Below are 17,978 nucleotides of genomic sequence, written 5' to 3'. Positions count from 1 at the left end.
GCCGGAAGAGCCCGGGCGAGGAAGGTCGCAGCTTCACCGTCAGACGGCCGGCCTGATGTGGATGTCGGTCTCGGCGTGAGCGACGAAGTCGTCGACAAGGCGGTGGAACAGTGTGGCGAGCTGCGCGAGGTCCTCGGGCGACCAGTCCGCCAGAGCTGTCTGCATGCCCCGGCGGCGCACGTCCTGCATGCGTTCGACCGCCACCAGGCCGGTCTCCGTGAGCTGAACGCGCTGGGCCCGCCGGTCGTCCGGATCGGGGACGCGAGTCACGTAGCCGGCCCCCTCCAGCTGCCGCAGTTGCCGGGTGACGTGGGATGCCTCCACGGACAACCGGGCGGCCAGCACTCCGGGGCGCAGCGGGTCGCTCTCGGCGATGTGCCGCAGAATCGCCGCCGCAGCGCGGTCCAGAGACAGCCCGGCCTCGGTCATCAGGCGTTCGTGCTGCCGGGCCCGGCCGGCCAGATAGGCGATGCGGGTGAGCGCTCGCTCGATCTCGATCAGATCCGTCGAGGCGGGGCCTGCCGTGGGGCGGGGGGTGGGGGGCATGCGAATACCGTAGGGCTACTTGCCTAACTTAAGCAAGGGGAAAAGTTGCTTGACTTATGCAAAACACTCTGCTTGCCTCAGTCAAGCAAATCTCGCGACGGCGGCGGCACCATATGTCGCGCTGCCCATTCGCGCCCCCGGCCACCGGCCGGGGGCGCGCAGATCGGACCGCTTTTGGGCGGAAGCGGCCCTGCAGCGCCGAGCCCCAAGGAGACGAGGGACGGCGCGGTCCGGGCCCCGGCGGCTGGCCCTGCCCCTCCGTCTGCCGCCCGGTCCGAGGACACCGACACCTTCCACGCCACAAGCCCTACACAGGCAATACCTCCAGAAAGAGAGTCGCTCCATGGCCACGATGAAGTCCCTCCAGACCGGCGGGCAGAACAAGATCGACGTGGTGGACGTCGAGCGTCCCGTCCCGGGGCCCAGGGACGCCCTGCTCAGAATCCGTGCCTGCGGCATCTGCGGCACGGACACCACCTTCCTGCACATGGGCGGCATGCCCGCCCGCGGTCACGCCGGCGGAGAGATGATCTCCATCTCCCTCGGCCACGAACCAGCGGGCGAAATCGTCGAGGTCGGTGCCGAAGTGACCGGTCTTAAGGCCGGTGACCGCGTCGTCGTCAACCCGCAGGCCGCGCCCTCCGGCATCATCGGCTGCGGGGGGAAGCACGGGGGCATGGCCGAGTACCTGCTCATCGAGGACTGCGTCGTCGGCAGGAGCGTCGCTGTCTTCCCCGACACCGTGCCCTTCGACGTCGCCGCGCTGAACGAGCCCATGGCCGTCGCTCGCCACTGCGTCAACCGCTCCGAGGCCAAGCCGGGCGACAAGGTCGTCGTCTTCGGAGCCGGGCCCATCGGCCTGGGCGCCGCCATCTGGCTCAAGCTGCGTGGCGTCGAGCACGTGGTCGTCGCGGACGTGCTCCCCGAACGGCTTGAGACCGCGCTGGCCGTCGGCGCGGACGCCGTCATCAACTCCGCCACCGACGACGTCACCGCCAGGCTGACCGAGTTGCACGGGCATGCGGCCAACGCCCTCGGCCAGCCCCGCCCCGGCACCGACATCTACATCGACGCCGCCGGTGCCGCCGCCGTCTTCAGCACGGTCATCGACAACGCCAAGTGGGGCGCCAAGCTGGTCATGGTCGCCGTACAGAAGAAGGGCGCCGACATCGACCTGGGCGGCATGCTCCGCAGCGAGCTCACCCTCGTCGCGTCTCAGGGCTACCCCACCGAGATCTTCGAGGTCACCCCCGAAATCGTTGAGCACCACGAGCGGTTCGCCAAGCTCATCAGCCACCGCATCCCCTTCGCGGAGGCCGGCCGCGCCTTTGACCTCGCCCTGACCCCCGGAGCGGCCGAGAAGGTTGTCGTCACCTTCGACGACCGGCCGTAAACGCCCAGCAAAGGCCGGGGTTCGCGCCGCCCGAGCAAGTCCGGCGGCGCGGACCCCGGCGGCTCGCCACCCCGGGTGGGAGTGCTGCCCTGGCCGCCGTCGTCACGGCACGCGCCGTTCGACAGGATCCGGCCGCTCGACGCCGGTCCATCAGCGGCAAGTCGAACTGGACCCACCCCGGTCCCATCGCCAGAGAACCCATCCCATGACCAACAGACTGCGGCAGCACCTGCGCCGCCATCCTCTTATCGTCGACGGGGCACTCGCCGCCTCGGTCTTCGCTTGCTCGTTTCCCGGGGCCGTGGTCACGCTGCCGGGCCATGAGCTGGGGGTCCGGTGGTGGCCCGGTGTGCTGCTGGCGGGTGCCTCCTGCATCGCGCTGCTGTGGCGTCGCCGCTGTCCCCGTTCCACGGTCGTTCTGACCACGCTCTGCGCGATGGCCATGGCCGGTCTCGGCTATCTCCTCACCGTTCTGCTGCTGGGACCGCTCATGGTGGCGCTGCACTCGCTGGCCACCGGTACCGACCGGAAGACCGCCAACGCCTTCGCCTTCACCGGCATCGCACTGCTCGTGACCGATTCACTGGTCGCGGGCCCTGCCGACGAGCCGCTGGTCCTGAAGTCGATCGGTCCTGTCGCCTGGCTGCTGCTGCCCACGGCGCTCGGCACCTCGAGCCGGCTGCGTACGGCGTACCTCCAGGCCGTGCAGGCCCGCGCCGAGCACGCGGAACGCACCCGGGAACAGGAAGCGCGGCACCGCGTCACCGAGGAACGCATGCGCATCGCCCGGGACCTGCACGACGTCGTCGCCCACCATCTGGTCCTGGCGGGCATCCAGGCAGCCGCCGTGGCCCGATTTCTGCGCACCCAGCCCGACGACGCCGAGCGACTCGTCACCGAGCTCACCGGCACCACCTCATCCGCGCTGCGCGAACTCAGGACCACCGTCGGCCTGTTGCGCGCCGCCGACGACGCGGGCGGATCTGTTCAACCCACCCCCGGACTCTCGCAACTCGCCGACCTGACCGACTCGTTCAGGGCGACCGGCCTCGCGGTCACCATCACCACCGAGGGAGAGCCGCGACAGCTCTCCCCCGGTGCGGATCTCACGGCGTACCGCATCGTGCAGGAGGCGCTCACCAATGTCACCAAGCACGCCGCCACGCACTCGGCAGAGATCCGGCTCACCTACTCCCCCGACCGGCTGAGTATCACCATCACCAATGACGCAGGTACCGCGCCACCCTCTGCATCGGTCCCGCACAGCGGTTACGGGCTCATCGGCATGCGCGAGCGCGCCCTGTCCGCCGGCGGCCTCCTCCGCGCGGGCCACCGGCACCAGGGCGGCTTCGAAGTCGCCGCCGAACTGCCTGTGCGCGCCCACGTGCTCGACCCGGACGCGACGATGACTGGGGCGACATGACCGTCCACACAAGAAAGGCCTCCCTCCGTTGCCTCCCGGCCTGCTCGGCATCCGTCAGGGGAAGCAACAGAGGGGACCTGAATCCACTCAGCCGATCTTGAGCTGATCCGTGCCGTGCCCGATGTGCGCGCAGACGAGGCCGGCGGCCGACACCTCGGCGTACTCGGCGGTGTGGTAGCGGAAGACGCTACCGACGTCCGGGCCCTTCTTGGCCTCGACCGTCCAGCGCAGCTCGTGGAAGAAGAACCAGTCGTCGAAGTGCTTGGTGACGACCTCGATGCCGCGGACGGAGTAGTGGGCGTAGAAGTCCTGGAGATGAGTCCTCAGGTCGTCCTTGGTGTGCAGTTCGACCAGGGTTCCGGTTTGGGCCACGTAGTCGCGGACGCCTGTCTGGATCTCGGGGTGGGCCTTCTCGACGATCGTGTCGACGTCGCCCTTACGGTATGCGTCGAGCAGCGTCCCGTGCAGCTCCCCCACCGCGAACCGCGCGGCGAGCGCCCCGTTGGCCGGGTCACCCGGCATGCTGTCCTGCTGCGTCCGGCCCCAGAACAGCTCACCGGTGATGCCCTCGGAACCCATGGTCGGGAAGATCACGACGACTGGGCGCTCGCTCTCCGCACCGGTCTGCTTCTCGCGGCCTCGCCCGATGCCGCTGACGAAGGTGTACCAGGAGGTGTTGATCTCCGCGACGGGGCGGATCGCCACCACGGCGGCAAACCGGTGCATGCTGCGGTAGCTGTGCTCGATGGCCTCGTAGGTAGTGACGATGCGCTGGGTGGGGAGTTCGTGCCCCTCTTCCATTTGGGGCACGACGGTGTACGCGTAAGGGCCGCTCGGCGCCAGCGTCGCCAGGATGTCATCGACGACGTCGACGTACTCGGCATGGACGTGCTTCCACGCGGTTGACGCGCTCTGGATCTGCAGATCCGACGTGGTGAGCAGGTCCTCGACCTTGGCCCGGTCTTTCATGGGTTTCCTCCTTGTACCGCCAACACCGGCCCCCAACCAGGGGACCAGCACATGCAAGCGAGCCGGGCTGACTTATACCTGTCGGATCACCGACAAAAGGCAGACGTGACGCGGATCACGCGAGCGAGGTCCCACTGTAGCTTGCTTTAGTCAAGCAATAGCATTAACTTGCGTAAGTCAAGCAATCCATGTCCTTCCCGCGGAGGCCCTTCCATGTCCGACACCCTTGCCCGCCCTGCCGAGGCCGGGCCTTCCGCCCCGCCGAGGCCGAACGCCGTGGTGGCGGTTCTGGCCTTCTCAGGCATCGTGGTCTCGCTGATGCAGACGCTGGTCATCCCGATCGTCCCCGAACTGCCGAAGTACCTGAACACCTCGGCGTCGAACACCGCCTGGGCGGTCACCGCCACCCTGCTGGCCGCAGCCGTCGCCACCCCGGTCGTCGGCCGCCTCGGTGACATGTTCGGCAAGCGCCGCATGCTCCTGGCCAGCATCGTGCTGCTGATGTCCGGCTCGGTCGTCTGCGCCCTGAGCGACTCGCTCGTCCCGATGATCGTCGGCCGTACCCTGCAGGGACTGGCGGCGGCCGTCATCCCGCTCGGCATCAGCATCCTGCGTGACGTGCTGCCCGCCGAGCGGCTCGCCGGATCCACCGCCCTCATGAGCGCCTCGCTCGGCGTCGGCGGCGCGCTCGGCCTGCCCTCGGCCGCGTTCATCGCCGACAACTACGACTGGCACGTGTTGTTCTGGACCTCCGCCACCCTCGGGGCCGTCGCCCTCGTGCTCGTCCTGCTGGTCGTGCCCGAGTCGAAGGCCAGCACCGGCGGCAGCTTCGACCTGCTCGGCGCCGCCGGCCTGTCCGTCGCGCTGGTGTCCCTGCTGCTGGCCATCTCCAAGGGCGCCGACTGGGGGTGGACCAGCGGCACCACCCTCGGCCTGTTCGCCGCCGCCGTCGTGGTCTTCCTGCTGTGGGGATGGTACGAGCTGCGCACCGCCCAGCCGCTGGTGGACCTGCGTACCACCGCACGCCGTCAGGTGCTGTTCACCAACCTCGCCTCGGTCGCGCTCGGTTTCTCGATGTTCGCCATGTCGCTCGTCCTGCCGCAGGTCCTCCAGTTGCCCGAGCAGACCGGCTACGGCCTGGGCAGGTCCATGCTGGACGTCGGCCTGATCCTGGCACCGCAGGGCCTGGTGATGATGGCCATGTCCGCCGTGTCCGCGGGCATCACCAAGGCGAAGGGTCCCAGGATCACCCTGATGATCGGCGCGGTCATCGTGGCCGCCGGATACAGCCTGAGCATCGTGCTGATGTCCGAGGTCTGGCAGATCACGCTGGTCGCCTGCATCATCGGCGGCGGCGTCGGCTTCGCCTACGGCGCCATGCCCGCCCTAATCATGGGCGCCGTGCCCGCCTCCGAGACGGCCGCCGCCAACAGCCTCAACACCCTGATGCGCTCCATGGGTACGTCGTTCGCCAGCGCCCTCGCCGGCGTCATTCTGGCCCAGATGACCACCGACTTCGGCGGCTACCCCCTGCCCTCCGAGAACGGCTTCAAGACGGTCATGGCCATCGGCGCGGGGGCGGCCCTCCTCTCCTTCTTCCTCGCCTCCTTCCTCCCGCGTCACCGGGCCGCCGCCGTGCCGGCCGAGGTGACCGAGGGCCCGGCCGAACCGGCGGAGGCCTCCGGGGCTCGGTCCTAGCACACGCCAGCACCAGGCAAGTACGCGGCCCGAGCCCCGCCGCGTACAGCCGTACCGTCTGGAGCGGGGAGTGATCCGTCCGCACCGCCCATGCGCGATGAGCGAGCAGAGAGACGCGGGCCGTTTGGCAACTCGGCCTCGCCGCTCCGCTCGTATGTGACGCTTGTTTCGAGGTCTCCCTGAACTGGGGAGCTCCGCAGGTTTGGGTGAGTGCGACCTCGCGGTCGCCCGGCGGAACCGTCACCGGAACGCCCGAGATCGACCGGGGCGGTCACCGATGTCTCACAGGTCAACCCCCTTGTGATCGAGGGCAGCGACATCCGCACGGCCGGCCGGCCGTGTCAGGACCATTGCCTGGCCGTATCGGCCTCCGTTACTGTGACGCCGATTCACCGACCGATCGGTACAACCTCCAGGCCCGCATGGGACCGGGCCATTGCTCAGCATCCGGAGGGTCACATGAGTGCACTGATGAACACTTCCGGCGGCGGCGTACTCGCCGCGGACGATCAGGCACGCGTCGGATTCCCGGCGCGCGAGGTCGACCTGGTGGTGATCGGGGCGAGCGCGACTGGTGTCTACCAGCTCCGTCGTGCCCGCGAAGCGGGATTTTCCGTATCACTGCTCGAGACGGACACCGTAGTCGACGGAGCCTGGCGTTCGGGCCGCACATTCGACGAGGGACCACCTGAACAGCTCGACAACAGGTACCAGCTCGAGCAGATGGATCGCTTCGGCCTGCGCCGTCACCTCCGGTTCGGAGCCAGCGCCGGCTCCGTCGTCTATCACGAGTCGTCCGGGACCTGGCTGGTGACGACGGCCGAGTCAGTCGACTACCGAGCCCGTTTCGTCGTCGTCGCCCCGGACGTGGTCCCTTGGCATGCCGAGACGACTGCCGACGACACCGCTTCCGGCTGTGACGCGGTGGAGGCACCCGGGGGCAGCAAGGACGGTGAGGCAGGGCCGGTTCTCGAAAACCATCTGCGTACGCACACGCTGAAGCGCCTCGGAGTGCGCGGCCGTGAGGGTTTGGCACTGGCGGGCTACTGGGCCGACGGCCCGCGTACCTACCTCGGCGTCATGACCGCGGGATTTCCGAACTTCTTCTTCCCCGGCGGTCCGCACAGCACCCGCGGCCACCGTCCGCGCCGCGCGGCCGACCAGGTGGATTTCGTGACCGGCGCTCTCGTGCACGCGCGCGAGCACGGGTGCGAGGTCATCGAGGTGGGACTCTCCGCGGAGGAGGAGTGGACGAACCTGATGAACCGCACCGCCACCCCGCTGTTCCTCGGTCACCATGTGTTCGAGGCCACGGCTACCGGCGAGCCGGCGCCGGCCCTGAGCGCCCGGTCACGCCAGAGAAGCCCGATCGGCGCGATCCTGGACGACGAGTACGCGGGGTTCGTCTTCTCCAAGGCCGAGAGCGCGGTGTGACCGAAAGGATCACGTTCGTTTGGCGGGCCGTTCACTCACACGGCCCGGCAAACAGTGGACGGACATGTCCACTCGGGAGGCTCCGGCGGACGCAGGCACCAAGGCGTCGGCTGGATGCCGACGTCTTTCGGCAGAACACCGACCGCGGTGAGCCGCTCCAGGCAGGGGAAAGCGAGATCGCCGAACCAAGGCCTCCTGCTGCGGCATCCGTTGCCCGTGCACGGGTCGACGAGCACCGTGAGCCCGTCGACCGGGGCAGTCAACTGTCCGCTGTTCCTCCTCAATTCCGGTCCTCGGGACGCGAGCGAACCCCCGAAGGCGGCGTCCCGAGCACGCCGCAGCTCGCGCGGACGCGCTGCCTGGGCAAGGAACAAGGTCAGTACGCGATCGCCACGTGGAGGGCCGAGTCGCGATCACCCGCCATCTCGATGGCCTCGACGATGCGGTCGAGTTCGTAGGTATGGGTGATGATCGAGGCGAGGTCGAACGTGCCTCTCTCCATGATCTTCATGACATCGACGACATCCGCCGGCCGATAGCCGCCCGGCCCGATGATCTCCTGCTCCCCGTAGGCGAGCCGCACCAGATTCACGGCCACGGGCTTCGGGTGAACGGCCACAGCACCGATCCTGGTGCCGGGCTTCGCCATGGACTGGATCGTGCCGAGCAGTTCGTCGGCTCCTGCCGCCTCGACGTAGATGTCGACATCGGGGAAGGTGCCGAGCAGCGTGGTCACCTCGCCGAAGACCTCTGCCGCTCGCTTCTGCACGTCCTGCTGGCCGGAGTTGCAGATCTCGAAGCCGAGACCCGCCGCCTTCTCCAGCCGGAGGTCGGACAGGTCGACCACCATCACCTGCACGACTCCCAAGCTCTTCAGCGCCACCGCGGCACCGATGCCGATCGTGCCGGCTCCGAAGACGACGGCCTTGTCACCCTGCTGCGGACGGCAGCGGCGCACGGCGCGGTGCGCGACCGTGAACGGCTCGATCAGCCCGGCAACAGGCGTGGGGATGCGGTCGTCCACCTTGAAGACCTGTTCGCCCACGCGGCAGTTGGGCACATGGATGTACTCCGAGAATCCACCGATGCAACCGGCCCGGCGGGGATCACCCTTGACCAGCAGGGGGTACGGATAGACCCGGTCACCGACCGCCAGCCCGGTCACCTCCGACCCCACCTCGGCGACCTCGGAGACCACCTCGTGCCCGAACTGCTCACCCCGCAGGATCTGATGAGCTCCGGGCCCGTGCCGGTAGACCGACACGTCCGATCCGCAGATACCCGCGTGCAGGTTGCGCAACAGGACGTCCTGGGGACCGCAGGCGGGCGTCTCAAGCTCGGTGACGATCACGTCGAACGGTCCGTTGTATATGGCGGACTTCATGGTGGGTCCTCTCCCCTAGTACGTGAAGACCGGGTGCTCCCGGCGTGGGCGCCGAGGAGGCGGCTGCCTCGTAGGGACACACCGCTCGCGGAAAGCTACAGCGACGCACGCACGGCACAACCGTGGTTTCCCACTGTGCGGACGATTTCCTCGGCGGGCTTCTCCCAGGTGAGGCCCGGAACGGGACAGGGGTCGCTCAGCCGCCCCGCAACGTGCCCGCCAGTCCTCCGTCGACCAGAACGTCCGTGCCCGAGATGAACGACGCGCGGTCCGAGGCCAGGAACTCCACCGCATCCGCGATCTCCAGCATGGTGCCCTCCCGCGCCAGCGGCGTCCTGGCATAGAGCTCGTGTTTGACAGGACTGTTCGAGAACTCCACCGCGCCCATGGGCGTGGCGATGAGTCCGGGGGACAGGGAAACGATGCGTGCGCTTTTCTGCCCCCACGCCCACGCCTCGCGTCGGCACAGGGACAGCAGTCCGTACTTGGAGAGGGAGTAGGCCGTCGCACCGGTGCGGTCCTCCGGTTCAAGCTCCGCCGCGAGGCGCTCAGCGGTCCGGGCGTCCTCCGGCTCGCGCAGCAGGGCTTCGACAGACGGGCTCGGGGAGTAGGTGTGGGCGGCGAGGGATGCGATCAGGATCGCTGCCGAGCCGGGCGTCGCGATCGGCAGCAGTGCGCGCGTGACGAGCGCGGGGCCGGTGAGATTGACCCGGATGATCCGCTCGAAGTCGGCGGCGTGCGGCGACAGCCCCGCCACATGCGCGAGGATTCTGAAACCGCCCCGTCCGCCCACTTCCCGTGCCAGTGCCTCTACGGTGTCCGGCCGCGTGATGTCGCAGTACGCGGCGTCGGCGTCCCCTCCCTCCTCGCGCAGCAGACGTGCGACGGCGTCCGCCCTCGCACGGTCGACATCGACGACCAGCACACGGTGGCGCTGTCCGAGACGGCGCGCCACCGCTGTGCCCAGGCCTCCCGCGCCGATGACCACGGCGAGCTGCCAGTCCGGCCGCCTGCTGGTGCCCAGGTCATGCACAAGAGGTCTCCCGTGTCTTCCGTGCCGAAGCGAGCAGGCCGGTCGCGGGCCAAGCGGCCCTTCCACGCACGCACATCGTGGCCGCGCTCACGGGTGCGCCTCCCCCACTGCCGACGGCACGCCCGGTGAGTCCTGTGCGCGGGCCCCGGCACCGCCTTTCCCGATCAGCAGAGCCAGCACGAGTCCGACAGCACTGGAACCACCGACCAGGAGGAACACACTCAGGTACGCGCCTTCGGTCGCGAACTGCGTACCGGGAGCCACCGAAAGGCTCAGCAGGAGGGTGGCGACCGACGAACCGACGCCTGAGAAGGCGGTCCGGGCGACGGCGTGCACGCCGGTGGCTTCGCTGGTGTTCTCCGCCGGCACGCCCTCGACGACCAGGTTGGGAATCGAGGTAAGCATGAACACGAGCGCGATGTTCAGCACGGCGATCGCAAAGATCATCTGCGGCACGGTGCCGTGGAACAGTGTGAGGGCCACCGCGGACAGGACCCCGAAGACCGTTCCGACGAGCAGCGAGCGACGGCCGCCGAAACGGTGCGAGAGACGTCCGCTGACGGGAGAGAGCAGAAAGCCGAGGCTCGTGGCACAGAAGGTCGCGATGCCCGCGGCCGTGGCGCTCATGCCCAGGCCGACCGGGGCGCTGACGGGCGCCTGCATCAACAGCTGGATCGCCAGACCGGTCGCGCCGAACACCCCTGCGGAGAGAAGGGCGTTCGCGAGCAGAGCCAGACCCTGCTTGCGGTCCAGGAAGAAACGCACATTGATCAGGGGACTGACGGTGCGCAGCTCCCACCAGGTCCAGACGGCGAACAGCGTCAGTCCCGTGACGATCGAACCCACGGTCCGTGCGTCCGCCCAGGACCATCGTGGAGCGTTGGTGATGCCGAGCAGGACGAGGGCGATCGCCGGGGCGAACAGGACGGCCCCGGGCCAGTCCACTCGCGCCGTGCGGTCGGTGAAGGCCGATCGAGGCAGCGCGAGGGCGCAGACGGCTGCGATGAGGGCGACAACCGCGGCGAAGACGAAGATGTAGTGCCAGCTGAGTGTGTCGATGATGACTCCGGAGACGACCGTGCCGGCGGCCCCGGCCAGCATCGCCGCGCTCGCGACCATCGACACCCCGATGGCGATACGGTCCTTCGGCAGGGTCTCCCGGATGATCCCGTAGCACAGCGGAAGGATGCCCCCCGCTACACCTTGGATCGCGCGCCCGGTGATCACACCGGTGAGAGAACTGGCCGAGACACTCACGATCGATCCGACCGCCGAGAACAGCAGCAGGACGATCAGCAGCGTGCGGCGGCCGTGGATGTCACCGAGGCGACCGCACACCGCTCCGGACGTCGCCGCGACCAGGGCGAACGCCGTGAGTGTCCAACTGGTCTCGACTGCAGTGGCGTTGAAGGTCGTCATCATCTTCGGCAGGGCATTGAACATCATCGTCGATTCGAACGCGCTGACGATGTCGGCGAGGATCAGTACCGCGATGATGAGCGGGACGGGCCGTTGCGGGCGAACCGTCCTGACAAGCTCGTTGGGCGACGACATCACAGTCCTCTCACTCGGCTGTACCGGCCTGAAGGGCCGGCCGGGCGCGGCACGCCCTCAGCTGCGCCTCTGCCACAAGCCGCGCTCGGCGCCAGGTGTCTTCCTCGTAGGCCCCGGCCTGCGACCCGGTGCCCAGTGGCGCCCAGTGTGGGCGTCGTCTTCTACCCCCGGACCCGTGAAGACCGCTGAGCGGAACGCGATCTGAGAGGACCACGTCCGGCCAGGGCTGCCGCGAACCATCGTTGTCCCGATCTCTGGTCGGCTCAGTTCCGGGGCATTGCCCGTGGCCAGTCTCGTGACGTACGGTCCCATCAGATAGCTAATTGAACCTATCTAAATTGATCATCTGTAAGTGCGCGGCGATCCACGGTCGCCCAGACCCACGCACTGCCCGGTCGACCGGGTGAGCCGCGGTCACGGCCGTGTCTCCCGTACGCGGTGTCACGCGATGCCTCCCTCCGGGAGGCGAGGGAAGGACGTAGCACATGCAGCAGCCCCATGGCCCTGAGAGGTGAGCGGCGCGGACGGCCGGCCCACCGCTGCGGGGCGGACTTCCGCCGACCTGCGCCGACTGGGCTTGGAGACGATGTTCTCCGTCGTGTCCTCCTCTTCCCCGCCCGACGGAGTCGACCTGCGCGACGGCGCGCTCGGCGAGAACCTCGTGGAGCTCGGACTGGTCAGCGTCTGGGCCGGGTTGTGGGCGCGCGAGGGGCTCGGGCGACGCGAACGCAGTCTGGTCACCCTGGGCGTCCTCATCGCCCTGGGCACCGAGGACGAGCTCGCCAGTCACGTCCGGATCGCGCAGCGCAACGGGCTGACGGAGAGCGAGATCGCCGAGGTCATCTACCACGCCTCGGGCTACGCCGGTTTCCCCCGTGCGATGGCCGCGCGCAAGGCTGCGCGGGCGGCTCTCGACCGGCTGCCGGAACAGCGGGACGCGAAGGAGACGCGATGAGTCTGGCCGGAAGGAACGCGGTCGTCACGGGAGGTGGTCGCGGTCTGGGCCGCGCGATCGCGGCCGTACTCGCCGCGCAAGGTGCGGCGGTGGCCGTGTGGGACCTGAACGCCGCCGGCGCGCAGGAGACCGTCGCCGCGATCCAGGAGGCGGGCGGCAGGGCGGTAGCCGTCATCGGTGACGCGGCCGATACGCAGGTCGTGGCGGACTCGGCGGCACATACGCATGCCGAACTCGGCCCGGTCACCGTCCTGGTCAACAACGCCGGCATCACCAACTACGCACCGTTCACCGATCTGTCCAAGGGCTCCTGGGACCGGATGCTCCAGGTGAACCTGACAGGCCCGTTCCTGGTGACGAGGGCCTTCGTGCCGGACATGCTCGAAGCGGGCTGGGGACGCATCGTGAACATCTCCTCCTCGTCCGCGCAGACCGGCGCTCCGGCCATGGCCCACTACGCCGCGTCGAAGGGCGGGGTCATCGGCTTCACCAAGGCGCTCGCGATCGAGTACGCCGACAAGGGAATCACGGTGAACAACGTCCCGCCGGGAGTCGTCGACACACCGCTGCTGCGCGAGCAGTTCGATCCGGACGAGCTCGCTCCGAACATGCCGATGAAGCGCGCCGGTCGGCCCGAGGACATCGCTCACGCGGTCGCGTACCTGGCCTCGGACGAGGCGTCGTACGTGACCGGACAAACGCTCAGTGTCAACGGCGGCCGCTACCTGGTGTGAGCGAGTCCGCGAACAACGACCGAAGTGCTGGAGGAAGGGCGTCCACCATGACCGGCTTCGCATCAGGCACCGCAGCTCCCGAGGACCTGCCCGGGTTCCCGGCGCCCAGGTCCAGCGCGTGTCCCTTCGCACCGCCGCCCGGCCTGCTCGCCCTGCATGACACGGGCAAGCCAGTGATCCGGGTACGCACCTGGGACGGCAGCACTCCCTGGCTGGTCCTCAGTCACGCCGCCCAGCGCAGCCTCCTCACCGACCCGAGGCTGAGCGCCGGGATCGGCAAGGAGGGCTACCCGCACACCACGGAGGCGATGAAGGCGCACGCCGCCGAGATGCAGCCGTCGATCAACAACACCGACGGCGCCGAGCATGCGCGCTGGCGGCGGACGCTGACCAGCGGCTTCACCCGCCACCGCATGGAGAAACTGCGCCCAGCCATTCAGCAGATCACCGACGACCTCATCGACAGGATGCTGGCAGGCCCGAACCCCACTGAACTCAACGAGACGCTGTCTCTCCCGCTCCCGTCGCTGATGATCTGCGAACTGCTCGGAGTGCCCTACGGGGACCACGAGTTCTTCCAGGAGCACGCCAGTGTCACCAACGCGGTGAACAAGTCGCCCGAGGAGGCCGCCGCCACGACGGCCGCCCTCCGCCGGTACATCGCGGACCTCATCGAGAAGAAGATGGACGACCCCGCCGAGGACGTCCTGTCCGACCTGGGCGCCCGGATCAGGGAAGGCGACCTCTCCATGGAGGAGGCCGCGCCGCTCGGGCACATCCTGCTCGTCGCCGGCCACGACACCAGCGCCAACATGATCACGCTGGGTACCGCCCTCCTGCTGGAGAACCCCGACCAGCTCGCGACCCTCAGGGAACGCAGTGACGACGCGAAATACGTCGCGAACGCCGTCGAGGAACTGCTGCGCTACCTGACCCTTCCGCACCTGCTGGCCCGGCGGGCCGTGGTCGAGGACTTCGAGTTCGAAGGCGAGACGATCCGCGCCGGCGAGGGGGTCATCGCGAGCCTGCCCGCGGCCAACTGGGACGAGGAGGCCTTCCCTGAACCCGGCAGGCTCGACCTCGCCCGCCGGGCATCACACCACCTGGCCTTCGGCTGGGGCCCGCACCAGTGCGTCGGCCAGCAGTTGGCCCGTGTCGAGTTGCAGGTGGTCTTCAGCACCTTGTTCCGGCGGATCCCGACCCTCCGGCTGACCGCCCCTCTGGAGGACCTGCGCTTCAAGGAGGACTCCCAGGCCTACGGCCTCTACGAGTTGCCCGTCGCCTGGTGATGGCCTCCACGTTCCGAGAACCATGTGAGAGAGAGGGAGCAGAGGCATGTCCGACGGAGGCTTTCGTGTGACGCGGCTGTACCACCCGAGTCACCACGTGACCGATCTTGAGGAGAGCGAGGCCTGGTTTCAGCGGGTGTTCGGCCGTCCCAGCAGGCCGATGGCGGAGATGACCCGCAACGCCCCGGCGAGCGAGGGGTATCCGACGGACTACTCGACGTTCACGCCGATCAGCGACGTCCTCTTCGACATGATCGACCCCAAGCGCTATGTGCTGAACGGCGTGCAGCGGTACGCCACGGTCGACAAGCCGCACCTGAAGGGCTTCGGCTGGTATGTCGAGGGGATCGCCGACGCCTATCGCGCACTGCGTCGGGCCGACATCGCCATGGTGGGCCAGCTCGACGAACCCGCCGAGGGTGACGACCCGCCCACGGCTCCCGGCTCACCGATGCCGATCTTCTTCACGGTGCCGGAGAGCGCGGGCCTGCGCTACGAGTTCCTGCCGCAGATCCCCTTCCCGCTCGACCACCGCCTGGCTCCGGGCTGGGAGGTTCCGCCTGTGTCCGACGACGATCCGCTCGGCATCGAGCGCTGCTCGCACCACACCGTCCTGACCGATCGGCCCGAGCGGGGCCTGCGTGTGCTCGTCGAGGCCCTGGGCGGCACCGTCATCCACGAGGGCCGTGACGAGGTGCTCGGCGCGAGCGCCACCTATGTCCGGCTCGCCGACGCGGTGTTCGAGTACGCGGTCCCCGACGCGGGCACCCCCGCCCACGCCGACTGGACCGCCGGCACGCCCAACGACACCTACCACTCGATCACCTGGAAGGTCGCCGACCTCGACCGGGTCGCCGGGCATCTGGAGGCACAGGGCGTGAAGGTGCGCACGCGGACCGACGAGGTCCTCGTGACGGACCCGGAGACCAGCCTGGGCGTCCCCTGGGGCTTCACCACGGCGCTGACGCCCGGGGACACCAGGGGTGCGCGGTGACGCTCGGCGCCACGGACCGCGCTACGGACGGCATTGACGTCGAAGTGCTGGTCGTGGGCGCGGGCGTGACCGGAATCCACCAGCTGTACCGGGCCAGGCAAGCGGGCTTCGCGTCCCTGCTGCTGGAGGCCGGCCAGGGCGTCGGCGGGGTGTGGTACTGGAACCGGTACCCGGGTGCGCGGCTCGACTCGGAGAGCTACACCTACGGCTACCTGTTCTCCAAGGAACTCTTCGAAGGCTGGGAGTGGCAGGAACGCTTCGCCGGACAGCCCGAGAACGAACGCTACTTCAACTACGCGGTCGACCGGCTCGGCCTGCGCGACCACATCCGGTTCGGGGCACGCGTGACCTCGGCGGTGTACGACGAGGACACGGCCACCTGGCTGGTACGCGCCTCGGACGGCACCCGGGTACGCGCCCGCTTCGTGGTCGCGGCCACGGGCGTACTGTCCGTACCGGTCTTCCCGAGCGTGCCGGGCCGCGAGGACTTCGAGGGCGTGGCGCACCACACCGGGCTGTGGCCGAGTGAGCCGGTCGACTTCCGGGGCAAACGGGTCGCGGTCGTCGGTACGGGCTCCAGCGGTGTGCAGGTGGTCCCGGCGATAGCCGGCGAGGCCACCTCCCTGACGGTCTATCAGCGCACGGCGAACTGGTGCACCCCGCTGCGCAACGAGCCCATCACCGGGGAGCAGCAGGCCGAGCTGAAGGCCGGGTTCCCGCGCCTGCGCGAGCTCCTGCACGCATCCGCGAGCGGGTTCCTGCACGAGCGCCATGGGCGCAACGCCTTCGAGGACCCCGAGGCGGAGCGCCGGTCGTTCTACGAAGAGATGTGGAACAGCCCCGGATTCGCCAAGGTGATCAGCAACTACGCCGACATGATGACGGACAAGGCCGCCAACAGCGACTGGTGCGCGTTCATGGCCGACAAGATCCGGTCCATCGTGCGGGATCCGGCGACCGCCGAGCGGCTCGTCCCGCGCGACCACGGCTGGGCCGAGAAACGCCCTCCGTTCGTGACCGGCTACTACGAGACGTTCAACGACCCGAAGGTCTCGCTGGTCGACCTCCGTGAGACGCCGATGGTGCGGGTGACGCAGAAGGGCATCGAAACCACCGGCGGGCTACGGGAGTTCGACGTCATCGTCTGGGCGTCGGGCTTCGACTTCGGCACCGGCGCGCTGACCCGGATGGGGGTGCGCGGGCGCGGCGGGCTCGCCCTCGAGGAGTACTGGTCCGACGGGCCACGCACCTACCTGGGGGTGATGAGTCACGGCTTCCCGAACTTTTTCTTCCCGGGCGGCCCGCACGGCGCGGCCGGGAACAACCCGAGGTACGCCGAGGACCAGGTCGACTTCGTCACCGACGCGCTCATCCACATGCGTGACCACGGCAGCCGGGTGATGGAGGTGCCCGCCGACACGGAGGACAGCTGGAACCGGATGGTCGCGGAACTGGCCGTCCACTCCTCGTTCGGCGAGCACAGCTACTTCTACGGAGCCAACGTCTCCGGCAAGCCCCGCAGCTTCCTGCTCAACCCCGGCGGCCGGCCGAAGCTGCGCGAGGTGATCAGCGAGGTGCTGGACACGCAGTACGCGCGCTTCCTCACGCCGGCCCCGCCCGTCGAGGGGACACAGTGATGCAGAAGTACAGATTCGACGACCGGGTCGCGGTCGTCACCGGCGCCGGACGCGGGATCGGCCGGGCCTACGCCCTGCTGCTCGGTGAACTCGGTGCCAAGGTCGTGGTGAACGACCTGGGCGGCTCGATGGAGGGGGTCGGCACCGACGACGGTCCGGCCCGGGCCGTGGCCGACCGGATCAACGACACCGGCGGCACCGCGATCGCCGACACCAGTGACGTGTCCACCGCCGACGGCGGCAGGCGGCCGATTGAGCGGGCCCTGGAGGCGTTCGGCCGGATCGACGTCGTCATCAACAACGCGGGCAACGTCCGGTTCGCCGGGCTCCCCGACGCCGACGTGGAGAACATCGACAGCCACCTCGCTGTACACGTCCGCGGCGCCTTCCATACCTCTCGGGCAGCCTGGCCCCACATGCTGGAGCAGAGCTACGGCCGCATCGTGCACACCGGCTCGATCGGCATGTTCGGACTCCCCGACAACCTCGGCTACGCCACCGCCAAGGCCGCGCTCATCGGCATGGCACGCAGCATGACGGCCTCGGCCGGGGACCACGACATCAAGGTCAACGTGATCGCCCCGAACGCCATGACCAGGATGGGCGGCGGCCCCTCGGAGGGCATGGACCAGCTGCGGGAACAGGGGCACGGCACCGGGGACGTGATGGATCCGGCGCTGGTGGCGCCCATGGTGGCCTATCTCGCCCACCAGGTGTGCGACGTCAGCGGTGAGGTCTTCCTCGCGGGCGCGGGACGGTTCGCGCACCTCTTCGTCGGAGTCACGGACGGCTATCTGCCGCCCGATCCCACGGCGGTGACCGTCGAGGACGTCGTCGAGAACCTGGCCCGGATCACGGACCACTCCGGCTACTACGTGCCCACCAGTCTCATGGAGTGCGTGAGCCACTACATGGCTCACCGATGAGGAGGAACA

General features: G+C 68.9%; 15 protein-coding genes. 10 read left to right on the top strand and 5 right to left on the bottom strand.

The genetic code is table 11. The annotated features are described in order from the left end of the window. Window positions 1-39: 39 nt before the first annotated feature. Complete coding sequence (locus tag AB0959_RS14800) at window positions 40-546, bottom strand: MarR family transcriptional regulator (RefSeq protein WP_366826786.1); 507 nt, start codon at window positions 544-546, stop codon at window positions 40-42. Window positions 547-889: 343 nt separating this feature from the next. Here AB0959_RS14800 and AB0959_RS14795 point away from each other — a divergent pair, with 343 nt between their 5' ends. Both AB0959_RS14795 and AB0959_RS14790 read left to right on the top strand, forming a co-directional pair. Then, window positions 890-1,939 carry a zinc-binding dehydrogenase gene (locus AB0959_RS14795; RefSeq protein ID WP_366826785.1) on the top strand — a complete coding sequence of 350 codons (1,050 nt, stop codon included), beginning with the start codon at window positions 890-892 and terminating at the stop codon, window positions 1,937-1,939. A gap of 205 nt (window positions 1,940-2,144) precedes the next feature. Further along, window positions 2,145-3,362, top strand: a complete 1,218-nt coding sequence (locus tag AB0959_RS14790; protein ID WP_366826784.1) for a sensor histidine kinase — start codon at window positions 2,145-2,147, stop codon at window positions 3,360-3,362. Window positions 3,363-3,449: 87 nt separating this feature from the next. Here the strand turns inward: AB0959_RS14790 and AB0959_RS14785 are convergent, their stop codons facing one another. Then, a complete protein-coding gene (locus tag AB0959_RS14785) occupies window positions 3,450-4,331 on the bottom strand; it encodes a hypothetical protein (protein ID WP_366826783.1) in 882 nt (293 codons plus the stop codon). Window positions 4,332-4,544: 213 nt separating this feature from the next. Between AB0959_RS14785 and AB0959_RS14780 the strand changes: the two genes are divergently transcribed. Both AB0959_RS14780 and AB0959_RS14775 read left to right on the top strand, forming a co-directional pair. Then, window positions 4,545-6,029, top strand: coding sequence for an MFS transporter (locus AB0959_RS14780; protein ID WP_366826782.1), 1,485 nt, complete (start codon window positions 4,545-4,547; stop codon window positions 6,027-6,029). 300 nt (window positions 6,030-6,329) lie between these two features. Further along, complete coding sequence (locus AB0959_RS14775; protein ID WP_366826781.1) at window positions 6,330-7,463, top strand: hypothetical protein; 1,134 nt, start codon at window positions 6,330-6,332, stop codon at window positions 7,461-7,463. Between the two features lie 376 nt (window positions 7,464-7,839). Here the strand turns inward: AB0959_RS14775 and AB0959_RS14770 are convergent, their stop codons facing one another. The 3 genes from AB0959_RS14770 to AB0959_RS14760 form a co-directional block, all read right to left on the bottom strand. Beyond that, on the bottom strand, window positions 7,840-8,847 hold the full coding sequence (locus tag AB0959_RS14770; RefSeq protein ID WP_366826780.1) for an alcohol dehydrogenase catalytic domain-containing protein: 1,008 nt from the start codon (window positions 8,845-8,847) through the stop codon (window positions 7,840-7,842). A gap of 196 nt (window positions 8,848-9,043) precedes the next feature. Then, window positions 9,044-9,880, bottom strand: a complete 837-nt coding sequence (locus tag AB0959_RS14765) for an SDR family oxidoreductase (RefSeq protein ID WP_366826779.1) — start codon at window positions 9,878-9,880, stop codon at window positions 9,044-9,046. Window positions 9,881-9,967: 87 nt separating this feature from the next. Beyond that, entirely contained in the window at window positions 9,968-11,434 is a 1,467-nt protein-coding gene (locus tag AB0959_RS14760; RefSeq protein WP_366826778.1) for an MFS transporter, read from the bottom strand. A gap of 598 nt (window positions 11,435-12,032) precedes the next feature. Here AB0959_RS14760 and AB0959_RS14755 point away from each other — a divergent pair. From AB0959_RS14755 to AB0959_RS14730, 6 genes are read left to right on the top strand one after another with little or no spacing between them, the layout of a single operon-like run. Beyond that, window positions 12,033-12,389: a carboxymuconolactone decarboxylase family protein gene (locus tag AB0959_RS14755; protein WP_366826777.1), complete on the top strand. Its 357-nt coding sequence runs from the start codon at window positions 12,033-12,035 to the stop codon at window positions 12,387-12,389. Next, entirely contained in the window at window positions 12,386-13,123 is a 738-nt protein-coding gene (locus tag AB0959_RS14750; RefSeq protein ID WP_366826776.1) for an SDR family NAD(P)-dependent oxidoreductase, read from the top strand. The genes AB0959_RS14755 and AB0959_RS14750 overlap by 4 nt, the downstream gene beginning before the upstream one ends. Window positions 13,124-13,170: 47 nt before the next feature. Beyond that, a complete protein-coding gene (locus tag AB0959_RS14745; RefSeq protein WP_366826775.1) occupies window positions 13,171-14,412 on the top strand; it encodes a cytochrome P450 in 1,242 nt (413 codons plus the stop codon). 46 nt (window positions 14,413-14,458) lie between these two features. Continuing rightward, window positions 14,459-15,406 carry a hypothetical protein gene (locus AB0959_RS14740; protein ID WP_366826774.1) on the top strand — a complete coding sequence of 316 codons (948 nt, stop codon included), beginning with the start codon at window positions 14,459-14,461 and terminating at the stop codon, window positions 15,404-15,406. Next, window positions 15,403-17,043: an NAD(P)/FAD-dependent oxidoreductase gene (locus AB0959_RS14735; RefSeq protein ID WP_366826773.1), complete on the top strand. Its 1,641-nt coding sequence runs from the start codon at window positions 15,403-15,405 to the stop codon at window positions 17,041-17,043. Before AB0959_RS14740 ends, AB0959_RS14735 begins: the two co-directional genes overlap by 4 nt. Further along, entirely contained in the window at window positions 17,043-17,969 is a 927-nt protein-coding gene (locus AB0959_RS14730) for an SDR family NAD(P)-dependent oxidoreductase (RefSeq protein ID WP_366826772.1), read from the top strand. The genes AB0959_RS14735 and AB0959_RS14730 overlap by 1 nt, the downstream gene beginning before the upstream one ends. Window positions 17,970-17,978: the final 9 nt, after the last annotated feature.

Source organism: Streptomyces sp. NPDC046862 (assembly GCF_040704615.1).
Lineage (GTDB): Bacteria > Actinomycetota > Actinomycetes > Streptomycetales > Streptomycetaceae > Streptomyces.
The sequence above is the reverse complement of the archived record's forward strand: the minus strand, read 5'-3'. Positions and strand labels throughout refer to the sequence as shown.